Source organism: Xanthomonas hortorum, from assembly GCF_011305375.1.
Taxonomy (GTDB): Bacteria; Pseudomonadota; Gammaproteobacteria; order Xanthomonadales; family Xanthomonadaceae; genus Xanthomonas; species Xanthomonas hortorum_E.
In genome coordinates, this window is sequence record NZ_VCME01000001.1 from 374,276 (window position 1) to 392,084 (window position 17,809).

General features: G+C 64.4%; 17 protein-coding genes. 13 read left to right on the top strand and 4 right to left on the bottom strand.

Annotation, left to right across the window (positions count from 1 at the left end):
* Window positions 1–174: 174 nt before the first annotated feature.
* From FFY45_RS01480 to FFY45_RS01490, 3 genes are all read left to right on the top strand, one after another.
* Window positions 175–1,212 carry a type IV pilus twitching motility protein PilT gene (locus FFY45_RS01480; RefSeq protein ID WP_006448885.1) on the top strand — a complete coding sequence of 346 codons (1,038 nt, stop codon included), beginning with the start codon at window positions 175–177 and terminating at the stop codon, window positions 1,210–1,212.
* Between the two features lie 99 nt (window positions 1,213–1,311).
* Window positions 1,312–2,442: a PilT/PilU family type 4a pilus ATPase gene (locus tag FFY45_RS01485; protein WP_006448884.1), complete on the top strand. Its 1,131-nt coding sequence runs from the start codon at window positions 1,312–1,314 to the stop codon at window positions 2,440–2,442.
* Between the two features lie 303 nt (window positions 2,443–2,745).
* The gene (locus FFY45_RS01490) at window positions 2,746–3,420 is read left to right on the top strand and encodes a YitT family protein (RefSeq protein ID WP_043889842.1); all 675 of its coding nucleotides are present in this window, start codon (window positions 2,746–2,748) and stop codon (window positions 3,418–3,420) included.
* A 137-nt stretch (window positions 3,421–3,557) separates the two neighbouring features.
* Here FFY45_RS01490 and FFY45_RS01495 read toward each other — a convergent pair whose 3' ends face one another.
* Window positions 3,558–4,103, bottom strand: a complete 546-nt coding sequence (locus FFY45_RS01495; RefSeq protein ID WP_176339057.1) for a DNA-3-methyladenine glycosylase I — start codon at window positions 4,101–4,103, stop codon at window positions 3,558–3,560.
* A 297-nt stretch (window positions 4,104–4,400) separates the two neighbouring features.
* On the opposite strand from FFY45_RS01495, the gene FFY45_RS01500 reads away from it, so the two are divergent.
* The 5 genes from FFY45_RS01500 to FFY45_RS01520 all read left to right on the top strand — a co-directional run bounded on the left by FFY45_RS01500 (window position 4,401) and on the right by FFY45_RS01520 (window position 7,781).
* A complete protein-coding gene (locus FFY45_RS01500) occupies window positions 4,401–4,967 on the top strand; it encodes a YqgE/AlgH family protein (RefSeq protein WP_006448880.1) in 567 nt (188 codons plus the stop codon).
* The gene (ruvX, locus tag FFY45_RS01505; protein WP_176339058.1) at window positions 4,960–5,427 is read left to right on the top strand and encodes a Holliday junction resolvase RuvX; all 468 of its coding nucleotides are present in this window, start codon (window positions 4,960–4,962) and stop codon (window positions 5,425–5,427) included. Before FFY45_RS01500 ends, ruvX begins: the two co-directional genes overlap by 8 nt.
* Before the next feature lie 16 nt (window positions 5,428–5,443).
* Complete coding sequence (locus FFY45_RS01510; RefSeq protein ID WP_176339059.1) at window positions 5,444–6,391, top strand: aspartate carbamoyltransferase catalytic subunit; 948 nt, start codon at window positions 5,444–5,446, stop codon at window positions 6,389–6,391.
* A gap of 200 nt (window positions 6,392–6,591) precedes the next feature.
* On the top strand, window positions 6,592–7,026 hold the full coding sequence (locus FFY45_RS01515; protein WP_006448877.1) for an OsmC family protein: 435 nt from the start codon (window positions 6,592–6,594) through the stop codon (window positions 7,024–7,026).
* Between the two features lie 152 nt (window positions 7,027–7,178).
* Window positions 7,179–7,781 (top strand): glycine zipper 2TM domain-containing protein, encoded by a 603-nt coding sequence (locus FFY45_RS01520; protein ID WP_176339060.1) that lies wholly within the window; start codon window positions 7,179–7,181, stop codon window positions 7,779–7,781.
* A gap of 141 nt (window positions 7,782–7,922) precedes the next feature.
* On the opposite strand, the gene FFY45_RS01525 is transcribed toward FFY45_RS01520, so the two are convergent.
* Both FFY45_RS01525 and FFY45_RS01530 read right to left on the bottom strand, forming a co-directional pair.
* On the bottom strand, window positions 7,923–8,804 hold the full coding sequence (locus FFY45_RS01525) for a PhzF family phenazine biosynthesis protein (protein WP_176339061.1): 882 nt from the start codon (window positions 8,802–8,804) through the stop codon (window positions 7,923–7,925).
* Window positions 8,805–8,835: 31 nt separating this feature from the next.
* Window positions 8,836–9,714, bottom strand: coding sequence for a PhzF family phenazine biosynthesis protein (locus FFY45_RS01530; RefSeq protein ID WP_176339063.1), 879 nt, complete (start codon window positions 9,712–9,714; stop codon window positions 8,836–8,838).
* A gap of 182 nt (window positions 9,715–9,896) precedes the next feature.
* Here FFY45_RS01530 and FFY45_RS01535 point away from each other — a divergent pair, with 182 nt between their 5' ends.
* Genes FFY45_RS01535 through murD form a run of 4 tightly spaced genes read left to right on the top strand, consistent with a single transcriptional unit; the run spans window position 9,897 to window position 15,690 of the window.
* A complete protein-coding gene (locus tag FFY45_RS01535) occupies window positions 9,897–12,506 on the top strand; it encodes a bifunctional aspartate kinase/diaminopimelate decarboxylase (protein WP_176339064.1) in 2,610 nt (869 codons plus the stop codon).
* On the top strand, window positions 12,490–12,948 hold the full coding sequence (locus tag FFY45_RS01540; protein ID WP_023904596.1) for a hypothetical protein: 459 nt from the start codon (window positions 12,490–12,492) through the stop codon (window positions 12,946–12,948). The genes FFY45_RS01535 and FFY45_RS01540 overlap by 17 nt, the downstream gene beginning before the upstream one ends.
* Window positions 12,945–14,300, top strand: coding sequence for a UDP-N-acetyl-alpha-D-muramoyl-L-alanyl-L-glutamate epimerase (gene murL / locus FFY45_RS01545; RefSeq protein ID WP_176339066.1), 1,356 nt, complete (start codon window positions 12,945–12,947; stop codon window positions 14,298–14,300). Before FFY45_RS01540 ends, murL begins: the two co-directional genes overlap by 4 nt.
* Window positions 14,281–15,690 (top strand): UDP-N-acetylmuramoyl-L-alanine--D-glutamate ligase, encoded by a 1,410-nt coding sequence (gene murD / locus FFY45_RS01550; protein WP_176339067.1) that lies wholly within the window; start codon window positions 14,281–14,283, stop codon window positions 15,688–15,690. The genes murL and murD overlap by 20 nt, the downstream gene beginning before the upstream one ends.
* A 201-nt stretch (window positions 15,691–15,891) precedes the next feature.
* On the opposite strand, the gene FFY45_RS01555 is transcribed toward murD, so the two are convergent.
* Window positions 15,892–16,890, bottom strand: coding sequence for a polyprenyl synthetase family protein (locus FFY45_RS01555; protein WP_176339069.1), 999 nt, complete (start codon window positions 16,888–16,890; stop codon window positions 15,892–15,894).
* Window positions 16,891–17,163: 273 nt separating this feature from the next.
* Here FFY45_RS01555 and ssb point away from each other — a divergent pair, with 273 nt between their 5' ends.
* The gene (ssb, locus tag FFY45_RS01560; RefSeq protein WP_176339070.1) at window positions 17,164–17,691 is read left to right on the top strand and encodes a single-stranded DNA-binding protein; all 528 of its coding nucleotides are present in this window, start codon (window positions 17,164–17,166) and stop codon (window positions 17,689–17,691) included.
* Window positions 17,692–17,809 lie beyond the last annotated feature (118 nt).

The window sequence follows — 17,809 nt, forward strand, 5'->3', positions numbered from 1 at the left end:
TAGGCAGGTTCTGCCGTGAATCTGGCGGGCTGGGCTGGCCGCAGTGGACGCCGGCAGCAGGCGGCCAGTTCGCTGCAATGAAACCGATGCCCGGGCTCTTCCAGGGCGGGGGCAGAACGCTATACTGCCGCTCGGGGAGTACCTTCCAATCGCAGCCTAGGGGAAAAGCAGCGCATGGATATCGCTGAACTATTGGCGTTTTCTGTCAAGAACAAGGCATCGGACCTGCATCTGTCGGCCGGCTTGCCGCCGATGATCCGTGTCGATGGCGATGTCCGTCGCATCAATATTCCGGCGTTGGACCATAAGCAGGTGCACGCGCTGGTGTACGACATCATGTCGGACAAGCAGCGCCGCGATTACGAGGAATTCCTCGAGGTCGACTTCTCGTTCGAGATTCCGTCGCTGGCGCGCTTCCGCGTCAATGCATTCAACCAGAACCGCGGCGCCGGTGCGGTGTTCCGTACCATTCCCTCCGAAGTGCTGACGCTGGAAGACCTGGGCTGCCCGCCGATCTTTCGCCAGCTGATCGACCAGCCGCAGGGCCTGATCCTGGTCACCGGCCCGACCGGTTCGGGCAAGTCGACCACGCTGGCCGGCATGATCGATTACATCAACAAGAACGAATACGGCCACATCCTCACGGTCGAGGATCCGATCGAATTCGTGCATACCTCGCAGAAGTGCCTGATCAACCAGCGCGAAGTGCACCGCGACACGCACGGCTTCAACGAGGCGCTGCGCTCGGCCTTGCGCGAAGACCCGGACATCATTCTGGTCGGCGAGTTGCGCGATCTGGAAACCATCCGCCTGGCGCTGACCGCTGCGGAAACCGGCCATCTGGTGTTCGGTACCTTGCACACCAGCTCGGCGGCCAAGACCATCGACCGTATCGTCGATGTGTTCCCGGCCGGCGAAAAACCGATGGTGCGCTCGATGCTGTCCGAATCCCTGCGCGCGGTGATTTCGCAGGCGCTATTGAAGAAGGTCGGCGGCGGACGCACCGCCGCCTGGGAAATCATGGTCGGCACCCCGGCGATCCGTAACCTGATCCGCGAGGACAAGGTGGCGCAGATGTATTCGTCGATCCAGACCGGCCAGCAATATGGCATGCAGACGTTGGATCAGCATCTGCAGGACCTGGTCAAGCGCAGCCTGATCACGCGCAACCAGGCGCGCGAGTACGCCAAGGACAAGCGGATATTCGAGTAGCCGGGATTCGGGATTCGCAATGGCGATCTCCCGGACCGGACCCCGCTCTTGCGAATCCCGAATCTCCCATCCCGAATCCCTGCTCCAGAGGAGCACGCCATGAGCACTATCGACTTCACCTCGTTCCTCAAGCTGATGGCGCACCAGAAGGCGTCGGATCTGTTCATCACTTCGGGAATGCCGCCGGCGATCAAGGTCAACGGCAAGATCAGCCCGATCACCCAGACACCGCTGACGGCGCAACAAAGTCGCGATCTGGTGTTGAACGTGATGACGCCATCGCAGCGCGAAGAATTCGAAAAGACGCACGAGTGCAACTTCGCCATCGGCGTGTCAGGGGTCGGGCGTTTTCGTGTGAGCTGCTTCTATCAGCGCAACCAGGTCGGCATGGTGCTGCGCCGGATTGAAACGCGCATCCCCACAGTGGAAGAGTTGAGCCTGCCGCCGGTGATCAAGACGCTGGCGATGACCAAGCGCGGCATCATCATTTTCGTCGGCGCCACCGGTACCGGTAAGTCGACCTCGCTGGCGGCGATGATCGGTTACCGCAACCAGAATTCCACCGGGCACATCATCACCATCGAAGATCCGATCGAATTCGTCCACAAGCACGAAGGCTGCATCATCACCCAGCGCGAAGTCGGCATCGATACCGACAGCTGGGAAAATGCGCTGAAAAACACCCTGCGCCAGGCGCCGGACGTGATCATGATCGGCGAGGTGCGTACCCGCGAAGGCATGGACCACGCGGTGGCATTCGCCGAAACCGGCCATCTGGTGCTGTGCACCCTGCACGCCAACAACGCCAACCAGGCGATGGACCGCATCATCAACTTCTTCCCGGAAGATCGCCGCAATCAGCTGCTGATGGATCTGTCGCTCAATCTCAAGGGTGTGGTCGCGCAGCAGTTGATTCCGACTCCGGACGGGCGCAGCCGCCGCGTGGCGATGGAGATCATGCTGGGCACGCCGCTGGTGCAGGATTACATCCGCGACGGCGAGATCCACAAGCTCAAGGAGATCATGAAGGAGTCCACCAACCTGGGCATGCGCACCTTCGATCAGAGCCTGTTCGAGCTGTATCAGGCCGGCGAAATCAGCTACGAAGACGCGCTGCGCTATGCCGATTCGCAGAACGAAGTGCGCCTGCGCATCAAACTCTCGCAGGGCGGCGACGCCAAGACCCTGGCACAGGGGATGGATGGTGTGGAGATTGCCGAGGTTCGGTGAGTCGCGCAGGACCGCTGCGCATTGGTGCACTCCGGTGCATGGCCGCGGCATAGTGCGCTGAAGAAATTCACCTGCACAAGGGTTCCGGGACTTGGCGCCTCATCTCTGCACGCAGGCGTCTGCTGCAAAAAGACAGGGTAAAGACCGCACTGTTGGTCGATGAACATGCAGCGCAGCAGTGCGCGCATACGGTGACGTTTCAGATGTAACCAGGCGGGCCGATAGTGTCTAATATCGCACCCCATTGCAGTGCCCGAACCTGTGAGCCTTCCCGATTCCGATCTGCGTCCGGAGCAAGAACCGCTGCCCGATGACGGCGCTGTGGTCACCTCCGGGCCGTTGACGCCGCCGCCGGATTCGGCCGGCACCGCGGCCGACGATCATGCCTATCACCACTCGGTGGCCGAAGACGCGCAAGGCATGGTGCTGGCGACGCTGGTGGCCTCGTTGGGCCTGGCGATCTTCGCCAAGGGCGGCTTGATGATCGGTGGCATGGCCGGTGTCGCATTCCTGCTGCATTACGCGTTGCACTGGAATTTCGGTCTGGTGTTCGTGCTGGTCAATCTGCCGTTCTATTGGCTGAGCGTGCGCCGCATGGGCTGGGAATTCACCCTGAAGACCTTCGCCGCGGTCGGCGCCTGTGGTGCGCTCACCGACCTGATACCGCGCTGGGCAGAGTACGCGCATATCAGCACGCTGTTTTCGGCGATCGTCGGCGGTGCGCTGGCAGGCCTGGGCATCCTGTTTTTCATCCGCCATCGCGGCAGTTTGGGCGGCATCGGCATCCTGGCGGTGTACCTGCAGCGCGAGCGCGGCTGGAGTGCGGGCAAGGTGCAGATGAGTTTCGATGCGATGCTGATGCTGGTGGCCTTCACCATCCTCACCCCGGACAAGGTGCTGTATTCGGCGCTGGGCGCGTTGATGCTGAGTCTGGTGTTGATGTTCAATCACCGCCCGCATCGTTATATGGGCGTGTGATCCGGAACGTCGTTGGCGAGCTGCCGCCGACGCTGCGGTGGGCAGTTGCGCGCGTTGCTGGGGCGGTATGTAACGCATCGCACTGCAACGTGTGCACAGTGCTTCTAGCGGCCGGCATGCGCTCGATCTTGTCGCCGCTACGCGTTTTCGCTCAGCATCCACGGCGGCGACAGTGCCTGAATATGCGCAAACACCGGGCAATCTTCATGATGCGCGCCAGGTAGGTAGCCCAGGCTCATCAGGAATTCGCCGGTGATTTCGCCGCCAGTGAAGCGGAAGGTCTTCTTGAACAGCTTGATCCAGTCTGGCTTGGCGAGCGGATGCTGTGCATCCAGCCAGTGCGCGAAGCTGCCGTGCGAGGTGCGCAGCGTCTGGATGACCTGCGCGTTATGGATCGCCGCCAGCACCTTGAGCCGGTTGCGGATGATGCCGGCATCGCCCATCAGCCGGGCGATCTCGGTCTCGCCGTACGCGGCAACCGTGTCTACATCGAAACCGTCGTAGGCACGCTGGAAATTGCTGCGCTTGCGCAGGATGGTTTCCCAGCTCAATCCGGCCTGATTGATTTCCAGCACCAGCCGCTCGAACAGCTCGCGTTCGTCGCGCTGCGGGAAGCCGTATTCGTACGCGTGATAGTGGCCGTGGACCGGGTGGCCTGGGGCGATGCTGCAATAGCCGCTCATGGGGGTGCCTGTGATGTGCGCCGTGGTGGTGGACCGGCGCGATGGAAAGATGGGTCAAACCTGGCGAATACAGCGCCGTCCAGCGCCAAGTCTGGATGGACAAGCTAGCAGCGCAGAATGCATCGCACGAGCCTGGGTTGCATCGCCAGCGGCAACCTGAACGCGCAGGTCAGAAACGGCACCGGCACCGCGTTCGCAGTGCGGTCCATCGTCAGCATGGGCCGCCCATAGCGCCAGGCAAGCGCCAAGTATGGCAGCGGCTCTGCGCGCGGCGGAGCGAACGGCTAGAATGCGGCTATGTCCGTTTTGCCCACGCCTCTGGCCAACCAACTGCTGATTGCGCTCCCGGCGCTGTCCGACCCCACCTTTTCGCGCAGCGTCGCGCTGATCTGTCAGCACGACGAGAACGGCGCGATGGGCGTGCTGGTCAATCGGCCCTCCGAATACACCCTGGGCGAAGTCCTGTCGCAGATGGGCATCGACACCGTCGACGAGCACCTGCGCGAGCAGATCGTGCTCAGTGGCGGGCCGGTGCATCCGGAGCGCGGCTTCGTCATCCACGACGATGCGCGCGAATGGGATTCCTGCCTGGAAGTGGGGCAGGGCGTGTTCCTGACCACGTCGCGCGATATTCTCGAAGCCATGGCGGCCGGCGACGGCCCGCGCAATGCGCTGGTGGCGCTGGGCTGTGCCGGCTGGGGCGCGGGGCAGCTCGAGTTCGAACTGGGCGAGAACAGCTGGCTCACCGCGCCGTCGGATGCCAATGTGCTGTTCGCCACCGCGCTGGAAGATCGCTGGCAGACCGCTGCCGGGCGCATCGGCGTGGATCTGTTCCGGCTGACGGATTATTCCGGGCATGCCTGAGGCGGGCGCGATCCGCCCGGATGGCACGGTGCTGGGCTTCGACGTAGGGTCGCGCCGGATTGGTGTGGCCGTCGGCACCGCGCTCGGTGCCGGCGCGCGCGCGGTCGCCGTCATCAATGTGCATGCCACCGGTCCCGACTGGGCCGCGCTGGATCGTGTGCACAAGGAATGGCGACCCGATGGCCTGGTGATCGGCGACCCGCTCACCCTGGACGACAAGGACCAACCCGCACGCAAGCGCGCCCATGCGTTTGCTCGCCAACTGCGCGAGCGCTATGCGCTGCCGGTGGTGCTGATCGACGAGCGCTCCAGTTCGGTCGAGGCCGCGCAGCGTTTCGCGCGCGAGCGCGCCGATGGACACAAGCGCCGCCGCGATGCCGAAGCGCTGGACGCGATGGCGGCCGCGGTCATTGTCGAACGCTGGTTGGCCGCGCCCGACCAAGCCACTCTTCTTCCCTGATATTTCCCGACCTGCGATGACCACCATGCAACTCGATTCGGACGGACGCCTGCGCCACCTGCTCACCCTGGAAGGACTGCCGCGCACCACGCTGCTGCAACTGCTCGATCGTGCCGGTCAGATCCGCGACGCCGCGGTAGGGCGCGTCGGCAAGCGCAGCGTGCTGGCCGGGACTGCGGTGTGCACATTGTTTTTTGAACCCTCAACGCGCACGCGCAGCTCGTTTCACCTCGCCGCGCAGCGGTTGGGCGCAGACGTGCTCAACTTCGATGCCTCCACTTCGTCCACCCGCAAGGGCGAGACCGCGCGCGACACCTTGAAGAACCTCGAGGCAATGGGCGTGCGTGGCTTTGTGGTGCGCCATCCCGACGACGGCGCGGTGGAAGCGCTGGCCGAGGCTGCAGGCGAGGGCACCGCATTGATCAATGCCGGCGACGGACGCAGCGCGCATCCCACCCAGGGCCTGCTCGACATGCTCACGCTGCGCCAGGCCAAGGGCACCGATTTTTCCAAGCTCAAGGTGGTGATTGTCGGGGACGTGAAGCACTCGCGTGTGGCGCGCTCGGACTTGCACGCGTTGCGCACCCTGGGCGTGGGCGAGATCCGCGTGTGTGGTCCGGCTAGCCTGCTGCCCGACGACGACATGCTGGACGGCTGCGTGGTCGGTGAAGATTTCGACGCGATGCTCGAAGGCGTCGATGCGCTGATGATGCTGCGCCTGCAACGCGAGCGCATGGAAAAAGGCCTGGTGCCGTCGCTGGAGCAATACCACACCGATTACGGGCTCACGCGCGCGCGCCTGGCGCGTGCCGGTCGCGATGCCGCCGTGCTGCATCCAGGCCCGATCAACCGTGGTGTGGAAATCACCGACGAGGTTGCCGACGGCGCGCAATCGTGCGTGCTGCGCCAGGTCGCCAACGGCGTCGCCGTGCGCATGGCCGTGCTGGAAACCCTGCTCGGCTAAGCAAACGCAGCAATGCGACCGCGTAGCCCTAGTGCGCGGTCGTTGCCGGATAGGCATCGCAAGTACCTAGAACCTTGCTGCCAAGATCGCGCAGCGTGCTTCGCCTTTGCGAATCCCCAATCCCCAATCCCCAATCCCGGCACCAAGCCGTAACACCCACTGGCCTATCGTGGCAGCTCCTTTCATCGCAGGAGATCGCAATGGGTATTTCACGTCACGCCACCGCTCACTGGGAAGGCGACCTCAAGACCGGCAAGGGCCAGCTCAGCACGCCGCAAAGTGGTTTGCTGGAAAACACGCGTTATGCCTTCAGCAGCCGCTTCGGCGACGAGAAGGGCACCAATCCGGAAGAACTCATTGCGGCCGCACATGCCGGCTGCTTCACCATGGCGCTGTCGGCACAGCTGACCGAGGCCGGCTTTCCGCCGACCTCGCTGGATACGCGCGCCGACGTGGATCTGTCGATGGAAGGCGGCCCGCAGCTGTCGCAGATCCGGCTCAAGCTCAAGGCTGTGGTGCCAGGGATCGATGAAGCCAAGTTCCGCGAACTGGCCGATGTCGCCAAGAAGAATTGCCCGGTGTCCAAGGCGCTGAGCGCAGTGCCGATCAGCCTGGAAACCGAATTTTCCAGCTGATGCACACAAGGCTGCGCTGCGCCGGTGTTGCATGCCGGCGCACGCAGCTGGCGGCAACCTGAATAGGGCTTTGCAGGGCCGGTCTGGTTCAGGGCGGTTTCACTGGCGCAGGCCGAGCATCGGCAGCGTGTCCTCCCTGTAGAAGTGCCGCGATGAAAACTCTTGTGCTTGGTGCTCTGGTGATGGGTCTGGCGGTTGCGGGCAACGCAACGGCGCAGCGCTATGACAGCGGCTACCGCGATAGCGGTCGCAGTGGGTATGAGGACGGTCGTTACGAATACGCACGCGTGGTGCGTGTCGATCCGATCATCGTGACCGATTCGTATAACGAACGCAGCAGCGAACGCTGCTACAACCGCCCTTCCAACGGCTACTACACCAGCAACGATGGCTACTATCGCGATGGTGGCGGTTATGGCCAATCGGGCGTGTCCAATCGCGGTGTGGCCAGCGTGATCGGCGGTATCGCCGGTGCGGTGCTCGGCAGCCAGGTTGGCGGCGGCAATGGCCGCTTGGTCGGTACTGCGGTCGGCACCATGGCCGGCGTGGCGGCAGGCCGCTCGATCTACGAGGCCAACAATCGCAATTACCAAGGCAACGTCAGCGTGTGCGAGCCGGTGTCCTATCGTCGCGAGAGCGACCGTGTGGAAGGTTACGATGTGACATACGAATACGCCGGCCGTACCTATCACACGCGTAGCGATTACAACCCTGGCGATCGCATCCGTGTGCGCGTGGACGTGCGTCCTGACTGATCGGTGCGAGAAGGCGTAGCGTGTGTCAATTGACGGACGCTGCATTGTCGAAAACAAAAACGCTGCGATCGTTCGCAGCGTTTTTTATTGCGCAAACCACAGTGCGCATGCAGTGCCGTGTGCGATCGCTCGATCAAACAATCAAGCCCAATCCAGCGTTCCGCGAATCAGCGTCTGCACCTGGCCGCCGGACCACACATCGCCATCGGCATCGATGCGCAATTCCAGCAAGGCATCGAAGCCGATCTCACGGCCCTGGCTGACCACATAGCGTCGCGCCTTGCCCGGCAGTGCCTGGCGGCTGTCCAGCCATGCGGCGAGCACCGCATTGGCTGCGCCGGAAGCGGCATCTTCGAAGCGCCGGCCGTTGCCGACGAAGGCGCGGACGGCGAGGTCGTAGGCACCCGGCGCGGCGGCGCGAGCGTAGGCGAACACGCCCATGCTGCCGGTGGATTCGGCCAGCGCAGCGATCGCCTCCCACTCCGGTTGCAGACCACGTAGCGCGGCCTCGCTGGCCAGCTCCACCACCCACCAGGTGCGGCCGCCGTCCATCAGTGCAGGCGGCAGGCTGCCGAGCGGCCAATTGCGCAAGGCATCGCACAGGCGCGGGTCGTCGGCCTGCACCTGCTCGGCCATGCGCGCACGCGGGGTGCGGATGGCGATGCTGCGGTGATCGTCGATTTGCTCCACGCGCAACGGTAGCTGGCCGGCGATGCCGTCCTGGATCAGCACGCCGTCGTGCGGCGCGGCCAGGCCGGCCTCCAGGACCGCATGCGCGGTGCCGACACTGGGGTGGCCGGCAAACGGCACTTCTTTGTGCGGCGAAAACATCCGCAGCCGATAACTGCTGTGCGCATCCGGTGCCGCAAACACGAAGGTGGTTTCCGGCAGTTTGGTCCAGCGTGCGATCGCCTGCATCGCCGCATCGTCCAGGCCTTCGGCATCGAGCACCACGGCCAGCGGATTGCCGCTGCCGGGGCGGGCGGAGAACACATCCAGTTGCAAAAAACGGCGGGTGGTCATGGTGGCTGATCTGCGGACAGGGCGCGGCAGCTTACCAATCGATCCGACCGTCGATCACTTGTCGCGTCGTTCCGCCAATCCACACTTCGCCTTCGTCATCGACGTCGATGTGGACGCGCCCATCGCGGCCGACCTCGCGGCCCTGGCTGGCGACATAGCGCGAGGCGGTGCCCGGCAAGCGACCTTCGCCGTGCAGGCGCGCGGCGATGCAGGCGTTGGCGCTGCCGGTGACCGGATCTTCCGGAATGCCGTCGCCCGGGCAGAATGCGCGCACCACCAGGTCGGCGTCGCCATGGGGATCCGGCGCGTAAATGGCCAGTCCGGTGGCTGCGCTGGCCTGGGTGAGGCGGGTGATGGCAGCCAGGTCGGGCGTTGCCTGGCGCACCGCCTGCGCATTGGCCAGTTCCAGCAGCCACCAGTTCGGGCCGTTGTTCCACAGTGCTGCCGGGTGTTCGGCCACACGCAATCCTGTGCAGGCTGCGGGCAACGCTGCGGCGTGCACCTCGCCGGTCGCGATCGCCCGCGCGCGCGGTGCCCGCAGCCGCACCAGCAGCGCGCCATGCCGGTCGATCACCTGCACCGGCAACACGCCCGCCGCGCATTGCTGGCGCATAAGGCCATCCGGCTTGAACGCGACCAGCCCGTGCGTTGCCGCGGCCCATGCCGCACCCACACTGGGGTGGCCGGCGAATGGCAGCTCGGCGCGCGGCGTGAAGATGCGGATGTGGTAGTCCGCATCGGGCGCGCTGACCGGCAGGAAAAAGATCGTCTCCGACAGGTTCAGCCAGGCGGCCATCTGCTGCATCTGCGCGGACGACAACGTCTGCGCGTTGAGGACCACGCCCAACGGATTGCCGTTGCCGTATTGGCCGCCGAAGACATCCAGTTGCAGGTAGCGGTACTTGCTCATGGGGGGGAATTCCGGTCGATGGAATGCGCGGCGATGGTTGCAGCGCAAACCGTTACGGCAGTGGACGCGGCGCTCGGCGTGCTGTGATCGCACTCGGGGTCATGCGGGCGATATTGGCAGTAGAATCGGAGGTTCCGCCCGGCGTACCGGGCATCTTTCCCCCATTCTAAACGCCTATCTCAATGTCAGCTCCCCACACTACCGATCGTTGGATCGTCCTCAAGTTCGGCGGCACCTCGGTGTCGCGTCGTCATCGCTGGGACACGATTGGAACACTGGCGAGCAAACGGGCGAACGAGACCGGCGGCCGCGTGCTGGTGGTGGTGTCTGCGCTGTCGGGCGTGACCAACGAACTCACCGCGATTGCCGATGGCGCCGCCGACAGCGCACAGCGCGTGGCCGCGCTGGAGCAGCGTCATCGCGAATTCCTGGCCGAGCTGGAACTGGACGCCGATGCGGTACTGGGCGAGCGGCTCGCCGCACTGCATGCCTTGCTGGGCGATGCGCGCGCGGCAACACGCACGCTGGACTGGCAGGCCGAGGTGCTGGGGCAGGGCGAGTTGCTGTCTTCCACCATCGGCGCGGCGTATCTGCATGCCAATGGCCTGGACATGGGGTGGCTGGACGCGCGCCAGTGGCTGTCGGCATTGCCGCCGCAGCCCAATCAGAGCGAATGGTCCAAGCGTTTGTCGGTGTCCTGCCAGTGGCAGTCCGATGCGCAGTGGCGCGCACGTTTCGATGCGCAGCCCACGCGTCTGCTGATCACGCAAGGCTTCATTTCGCGGCACGCCGATGGCGGAACCGCGATTCTGGGGCGTGGCGGTTCGGATACTTCGGCGGCGTATTTCGGTGCGCTGCTCGGCGCCAGCCGGGTGGAAATCTGGACCGACGTGCCCGGCATGTTCAGCGCCAATCCGAAGGAAGTGCCGGATGCGCGGCTGCTGACCCGCCTGGACTATTACGAGGCGCAGGAAATCGCCACCACCGGCGCCAAGGTGCTGCATCCGCGCTCGATCAAACCATGCCGCGATTCCGGCGTGCCGATGGCGATTCTGGACACCGAGCGCCCCGATCTACCGGGCACCAGTATCGACGGCAATGCCGAGCCGGTGTTGGGCGTCAAGGCGATCAGCCGCCGCAACGGGATCGTGCTGGTGTCGATGGAAGGCATCGGCATGTGGCAGCAGGTCGGCTTCCTGGCCGATGTATTCACGCTGTTCAAGAAGCATGGTTTGTCGGTGGATTTGATCGGTTCGGCCGAGACCAATGTCACCGTGTCGCTGGACCCGTCCGAGAACCTGGTCAACACCGATGTGCTGGCGGCGCTGTCGGCCGATCTGTCGCAGATCTGCAAGGTCAAGATCATTGTGCCGTGTGCTGCGATCACCCTGGTCGGGCGCGGCATGCGCTCGCTGCTGCACAAACTGTCGGACGTGTGGGCCACGTTCGGGCAGGAACGCGTGCACATGATTTCGCAATCGTCCAACGACTTGAACCTGACCTTCGTCATCGACGAAGCCGATGCCGATGGCCTGCTGCCGATCCTGCATGCGGAGCTGATCGACAGCGGCGCGATGCCGGTGAGCGAAGGCGAGGTGTTCGGCCCGCGCTGGCGCGAGATCATCGGCTCGGTGCGGCCGCGGCCAACGCCGTGGTGGCATGCCGAGCGCGCGCATCTGCTCACGCTGTCCAAGGCCGGTACGCCGCGTTATGTGTATCACCTGCCCACGGTGCGTGCGCGGGCGCATGCCCTGGCGCAGATTGCTGCAGTGGACCAGCGCTATTACGCGATCAAGGCCAATGCGCACCCGGCGATCTTGATGGCGCTGGAGCAGGCCGGTTTCGGGCTGGAATGCGTCTCGCAGGGTGAGTTGCGCCGCGTGTTCGACACCTTGCCCGAGCTGTCGCCGCGGCGCGTGTTGTTTACGCCGAGCTTTGCGCCCAAGGCCGAATACGAAGCCGGCTTTGCGCTGGGCGTGACCGTGACCGTGGACAATGTCGAAGCGCTGCAGCGCTGGCCGGAGGTGTTCCGCGGCCGCAACGTGTGGTTGCGCATCGACCTGGGGCATGGCGACGGGCATCACGAGAAGGTCAACACCGGCGGCAAGGCGTCCAAGTTCGGGTTGTCGTCCACGCGGGTGGACGAGTTTGTGGAAGTGGCGCGCACGCTGGAGGTCACCATCACCGGTGTGCATGCGCACCTGGGCAGTGGTGTGGAGACCGGCGAGCACTGGCGGATGATGTACGACGAACTGGCCGGCTTTGCGCGCCGCATCGGCACGGTGGAAACCATCGACATCGGTGGCGGCCTGCCGATTCCATACAGCGCCGAAGACGAGCCGTTCGATCTCGAGGTCTGGGCCAAGGGATTGGCCGAGGTCAAGGCCGTGCATCCGGGCTATCGGCTGGCGATCGAGCCGGGCCGTTATCTGGTGGCCGAAGCCGGCGTGTTGCTGGCGCAGGTGACCCAGGTGGTCGAAAAGGACGGCGTGCAGCGCGTAGGCCTGGATGCGGGCATGAACACGCTGATTCGTCCGGCGCTGTACGACGCCTGGCACGACATCGAAAACCTCAGCCAGCTGGACGCGCCTGCCGATGGCGCATTCGATGTCGTCGGGCCGATCTGCGAATCCTCCGATGTATTCGGCAAGCGCCGTCGTCTGCCTGCCGCCACCGCGCCGGGCGATGTGATGCTGGTGGCCGATAGCGGTGCCTACGGGTATTCGATGGCCAGCACCTACAACCAGCGCGAATTGCCGCGCGAAGAGGTGATCGATGCGCCCGCAGGCTGAGTTCATCGCGCTCAGCACGCTGGCCGGTGGTGTTGCGATGATGTTCGCCACCGCGCTCCAACAACTGAGCTTTGGCATGCTGTGGTCCGATACGCTCAAATGGGCGCTGCCGGCACTGGTCGCCGCCGGTATCGGTGCGTGGTTGGCCTTGCGTTGGCAACGTCGAGGCAATGCGCCGATTCCTACGCGTCGCAGTGGCGGGATGGCGGTGCGCACGGTGCTGTTGAGTGCGCTGAGCTATGTGCCAGCGGTGGGGCTGTATCTTGCAGTTGCCTTCGCGGTGTCTGGCGATGCAGCGGCCGGACGTCTGGATGTGCTGTTGCTGGCGGTGCTGTTCGGGTGCCTGCCGCTGCTGTGGGCTGCGGTGCCGTTTTCCATGATTGAATATGTCCTGTGCCGACGTTATCTGCGTCGCGTACGTGTTCCTGCAGGTAGTCCATGAGCGCTTTCGACAAACACCAGATTTCCACCTTTCGTTTCGTGCGTTGCGCACTGGATGCGCAGACCGGCGTAGCGACGCTGGTGTATGCCTTCGATCAAGGCCCGGAGCTGGTCGAGACCGTCGCGGTGCCGGGCGCACCGTTCGCGCTGGACGGTGCGCACGCCCTTGCCGTGCAGCAGGCGCTGCGCATCCTGCATCTCATCGCGGGCGTGAGTTACTTCAAGGCTGCGGTGCCGCCGACCATCCAGATCGATGAGTATGCGATCGATGCCGACACCGCTGCGCTGGTGGAGAGCGTCTACCTGCATGGATTGGGCGAGTTCGCCTATCGCAATGGCTTGAACCTGCACGGCAAGATCAACTTTCCGGTCGGCACACAAACTGCTGGCGATGCGCCTGCGATCGGCCTGCGCGAGCATGCCTTGGTCGCCATCGGTGGCGGCAAGGATTCGCTGGTCAGTATCGAAGCGCTGCGGCATGCCGGCATCGAGCAGACCGTGAGCTGGATCGGTGGCTCGCAGCTGATCCGCGCCTGCGCCGAGCGCACCGGTTTACCGGTGCTCAATATCGGCCGCGTGCTGGCATCGGAGCTGTTCGAACTCAATCGCCAGGGCGCGTGGAACGGGCATATTCCGGTCACTGCGGTGAACTCGGCGATTCTTGTGCTGGCTGCGTTGCTCAACGGCGTGGATCAGGTGGTGTTTTCCAACGAGCGTTCGGCCAGTTATGGCAGCCAGATTCCCGGCACCGGCGAGGTCAATCATCAGTGGTCCAAGGGCTGGGCGTTCGAGCAGGCGTTCGGCGATTACGTGCAGCGGCATGTTGCGGCGGATCTGCGTTATTACTCGTTGCTGCGGCCGTTGTCGGAGTTGGCGGTGGCGCGTCAGTTCGCCAAGACCGACCACTACGACGCGCATTTTTCCAGCTGCAACCGCAACTTCCACATCATGGGCGAGCGCCCGGTGCATCGCTGGTGCGGGGTGTGCCCCAAGTGCCATTTCGTGTTTCTGGCGTTGGCCCCGTTCATGCCGAAGACGCGTCTGGTCAATATCTTCGGTCGCAATCTGCTCGACGATCCCGCACAGGCTGGCGGCTACGATGCGCTGCTGGAATTCCAGGATCACAAGCCGTTCGAATGCGTCGGCGAAGGCCGCGAATCGCGCGCGGCAATGGCGGTGCTGGCCAGCCGTGCCGAGTGGAAGGAAGACGCGTTGGTGATGCGCTTCAGCCGTGAGATACAGCCGCAACTGGACCAGCAGGAGCTGCAGCTGGAGCCGTTGCTGGCCATCGATGGCGAGCACCGTATTCCGTCGGCGCTGTGGGAGCGCGTGCGTGCGAATTTCGCAGCTTGAGGGCAGGGCGGTTGCGTTATGGGGCTGGGGACGTGAAGGGCGCGCGGCATATCGCGCGCTGCGCGCCGTGCTCCCCACGCAATCGCTGACGGTATTCTGCAACGCTGAAGAGGCGCGCGAGCTCGATGCGCTGGCAGACCCCGCGTTGCATGTAGAAACCGAGGCCAGTGCGCAGGCGCTGGGCCGGTTCGACATCGTGGTGAAATCGCCCGGCATCAGCCCGTATGGCGCGCAAGCGCAAACCGCGGCAGCCGAGTACGGCACGCAGTTTATCGGCGGCACCGCATTATGGTTCGCCGAACATGCGCAGCCTGACGGCTATGTGCCCGGCGCCATCTGCGTCACCGGCACCAAGGGCAAGAGCACTACCACCGCGTTGCTGGCGCATCTGCTGCGCGCGGCCGGGCATCGCACCGCTTTGGTCGGCAACATCGGTCAGCCGCTGCTGGAAGTGTTGGCGCCACAACCGCCGCCGGTGTATTGGGCGATCGAGTTGTCCAGTTACCAGACCGGCGAAGTCGGGCGCAGCGGCGCGCGTCCGGAACTGGCGCTGGTGTTGAACCTGTTTCCCGAGCATCTGGACTGGCATGGCGACGAAGCACGCTATGTGCGCGACAAGCTGTCGTTGGTCACCGAAGGCCGCCCGCGCATTGCCTTGCTCAACGCCGCCGACCCGCATCTTGTCGATTTACAACTGCCCGACAGCGACGTGCGCTGGTTCAACCATCCCGATGGCTGGCATCTGCGTGGCGATGTGGTCTATCGCGGTGAGCAGGCCATCTTCGATACGGCCAACGTACCGCTGCCGGGCGAACACAACCGGCGCAATCTGTGTGCAGTGTTGGCGGCCGTGGAAGCGTTGGGTCTGGACGCTGCAGCACTGGCGCCGGCCGCACTGACGTTTCGCCCATTGCCGAATCGCTTGCAATTGCTTGGCAGCGTAGATGGCATCAGCTACGTCAACGACTCGATCAGCACTACGCCGCATGCCTCGTTGGCGGCGCTGGCGTGTTTTGCGCAGCGTCGCGTGGCCTTGTTGGTCGGTGGACACGATCGCGGGCTTGATTGGCATGAGTTTGCCGAACAGATGGCGCAGCACGCGCCGCTGGAAATCGTGACCATGGGAGCCAACGGGCCGCGTATCCATGCGCTGCTGGCCCCGTTGGCGGAAGCCGGTCGCTTCGGTTTGCATGCTGCCAACGATCTGGAGCACGCCATGCAGTTGGCGCGCGATGCGCTGGGTGAGCAGGGCGGGGTGGTGTTGCTGTCGCCAGGGGCGCCCAGCTTCGGCGCGTATCGCGATTACGTCGCGCGCGGCCGGCACTTTGCACAGCTGGCGGGGTTCGACCCGGCCGCGATCAGTGCGATTTCTGGATTGGGCGTGCAGTAGGTTTATCGGCGCCGATTAGGTGCCGATCGATGCAGGCCAGCAGTTACACCAGTGGCGGTTTTCCCACTCACCACGCTTCGCTCCGGCAAGCGTGTCGGTGCCGGCAGTCCGTGCAACCTGCGTGCGGCCAAGTGCGCATTCTGCAAGACGATCTCTTCAACGGTCGTTTGGGCGATTGATGCATCGCCCAACGCCGCTCGATCAATGCGTGCGTTCCACGGCGTAACGCGCCAGGCCGCGCAATGCGGCAACCGCAGGGCTGGCTGGCAAGCCATCCAATGCCTGTTCGGCGGCGGCAGCATATTCGGCGGCACGCTGGCGGCTGTAGTCCAAACCACCGGTGGCGTGGATTGCCGCCAGCACTTCGGGCATTGCGCCGGCATCGCCTTGTTCGACGATCTGGCGCAGACGCTCCCTGGTGGTCGCATCCGAGTGCGCCATGGCGTGGATCAGCGGCAGCGTGGCCTTGCCTTCGGCCAGATCGTCGCCCAGGTTCTTGCCCAGGTCGCTGGCGTCGGCGGCATAGTCGAGCACGTCGTCGGCGATCTGGAAGGCAAAGCCCAGCTGCATGCCGTAGTCGTACAGGCGTTGCTGCACGTGCGCATCCGCGCCGGAAGCCAACGCGCCCAGGCGCGTGCCGGCCGCGAACAGCACCGCGGTCTTGCGCTCGATCACGCGCAGGTAGGCGGCTTCGTCGGTGTCGGGGTTATGCACGTGCAGCAGCTGCAGCACTTCGCCTTCGGCGATGCGGTTGGTGGTGTCGGCCAGGATCTGCATGACTTCCATGCGGTCCAGCTCGACCATCAGCTGGAAGCTGCGCGAATACAAGAAGTCGCCGACCAATACGCTGGGCGCATTGCCCCACAGCGCGTTGGCGGTGCTGCGGCCGCGGCGCAGGTCCGATTCGTCCACCACATCGTCGTGCAGCAGCGTGGAGGTGTGGATGAACTCGACGATCGCCGCCAGCTGATGGTGCTCCGGGCCGGAGCCGCCGGCGGCGTGGCCGGCCAGCATTACCAGCATCGGACGCAGGCGTTTGCCGCCGGCGGAGATGATGTGATCGGCAATCTGGTTGATCAGCACGACGTCCGACGCCAGACGACGGCGGATCAACGCATCCACCGCAGCCATGTCGGGCGCGGCGAGGGACTGGATCTGGGGCAGGCCCAGAACGGTGGGGAGGTCTTCGGCGATGGTCATGCGCAGGCGTTCGTGATGTACGTGGATTATAGGTGCCTGGGCCAGATCCGTCCCGCCGGCGCTGTCGCCGGCCTTCACATCGGTCGCAAACCCTTGTGGCGCTTGATGCCGGCATGGCGCGGAGATGCCGGATCCCGACCTGCCCGCGCGGTATTCCCCGGCCCGCAGGTGCGCCAACGCGCCGGTGTCGGGCGCGGGGAGTGCGGTAACATTGGCGCCAAGACATTCACCGCCGCGCCCCATTGGCGCCGGCGCACCATCTCGGAACTATCTATGGCCCGCGGCATCAACAAAGTCATCCTCGTCGGCAACCTCGGCAACGATCCCGACACCAAGTACACCCAGGCCGGCATGGCGATCACCCGCGTGAGCCTGGCCACGACCAGCATGCGCAAGGACCGCGAAGGCAACAACCAGGAGCGCACCGAGTGGCACCGCGTGGTGTTCTTCGGAAAGCTGGGCGAAATCGCCGGTGAGTACCTGCGCAAGGGCTCGCAGGTGTACGTCGAAGGCGAGTTGCGCTACGACAAGTACACCGGCCAGGACGGCGTGGAAAAGTACAGCACCGACATCGTCGCCAACGAAATGCAGATGCTCGGCGGCCGTGGTGAAGGCGGCGGTGGCGGTGGAATGGGCGGCGATCGTCCGCAGCGCGCGCAGGCGCCGCGCCAGCAGCAGGGGGGTGGCGGTGGTGGCGGTCAGGCCGGCGGTCAGGATTACGCCCCGCGTCGTCAGCAGCCGGCCCAGCAGCAGTCCGCGCCGCCAATGGACGACTTTGCGGATGACGATATTCCGTTCTAGGGAATACCTTTTAAAAGTTGTAAACAAGGGCTCTTGGCGCATTTGCCAAGGGCCTTTTTTTGTTGTTAACGTTTTCCAACAAGTTCCAATTACTTGTCTTACCGACTACCTTCGGGAA

What these genes read in the sequence shown, in the direction of transcription:
- FFY45_RS01480 (WP_006448885.1), top strand. Translation starts at nt 175, where the DNA reads ATGGATATCGCTGAACTATTGGCGTTTTCTGTCAAGAACAAGGCATCG.
- FFY45_RS01485 (WP_006448884.1), top strand. Translation starts at nt 1,312, where the DNA reads ATGAGCACTATCGACTTCACCTCGTTCCTCAAGCTGATGGCGCACCAG.
- FFY45_RS01495 (WP_176339057.1), bottom strand. Translation starts at nt 4,103, where the DNA reads ATGAGCGGCTATTGCAGCATCGCCCCAGGCCACCCGGTCCACGGCCAC.
- FFY45_RS01500 (WP_006448880.1), top strand. Translation starts at nt 4,401, where the DNA reads ATGTCCGTTTTGCCCACGCCTCTGGCCAACCAACTGCTGATTGCGCTC.
- ruvX (WP_176339058.1), top strand. Translation starts at nt 4,960, where the DNA reads ATGCCTGAGGCGGGCGCGATCCGCCCGGATGGCACGGTGCTGGGCTTC.
- FFY45_RS01510 (WP_176339059.1), top strand. Translation starts at nt 5,444, where the DNA reads ATGACCACCATGCAACTCGATTCGGACGGACGCCTGCGCCACCTGCTC.
- FFY45_RS01515 (WP_006448877.1), top strand. Translation starts at nt 6,592, where the DNA reads ATGGGTATTTCACGTCACGCCACCGCTCACTGGGAAGGCGACCTCAAG.
- FFY45_RS01520 (WP_176339060.1), top strand. Translation starts at nt 7,179, where the DNA reads ATGAAAACTCTTGTGCTTGGTGCTCTGGTGATGGGTCTGGCGGTTGCG.
- FFY45_RS01525 (WP_176339061.1), bottom strand. Translation starts at nt 8,804, where the DNA reads ATGACCACCCGCCGTTTTTTGCAACTGGATGTGTTCTCCGCCCGCCCC.
- FFY45_RS01530 (WP_176339063.1), bottom strand. Translation starts at nt 9,714, where the DNA reads ATGAGCAAGTACCGCTACCTGCAACTGGATGTCTTCGGCGGCCAATAC.
- FFY45_RS01535 (WP_176339064.1), top strand. Translation starts at nt 9,897, where the DNA reads ATGTCAGCTCCCCACACTACCGATCGTTGGATCGTCCTCAAGTTCGGC.
- FFY45_RS01540 (WP_023904596.1), top strand. Translation starts at nt 12,490, where the DNA reads ATGCGCCCGCAGGCTGAGTTCATCGCGCTCAGCACGCTGGCCGGTGGT.
- murL (WP_176339066.1), top strand. Translation starts at nt 12,945, where the DNA reads ATGAGCGCTTTCGACAAACACCAGATTTCCACCTTTCGTTTCGTGCGT.
- FFY45_RS01555 (WP_176339069.1), bottom strand. Translation starts at nt 16,890, where the DNA reads ATGACCATCGCCGAAGACCTCCCCACCGTTCTGGGCCTGCCCCAGATC.
- ssb (WP_176339070.1), top strand. Translation starts at nt 17,164, where the DNA reads ATGGCCCGCGGCATCAACAAAGTCATCCTCGTCGGCAACCTCGGCAAC.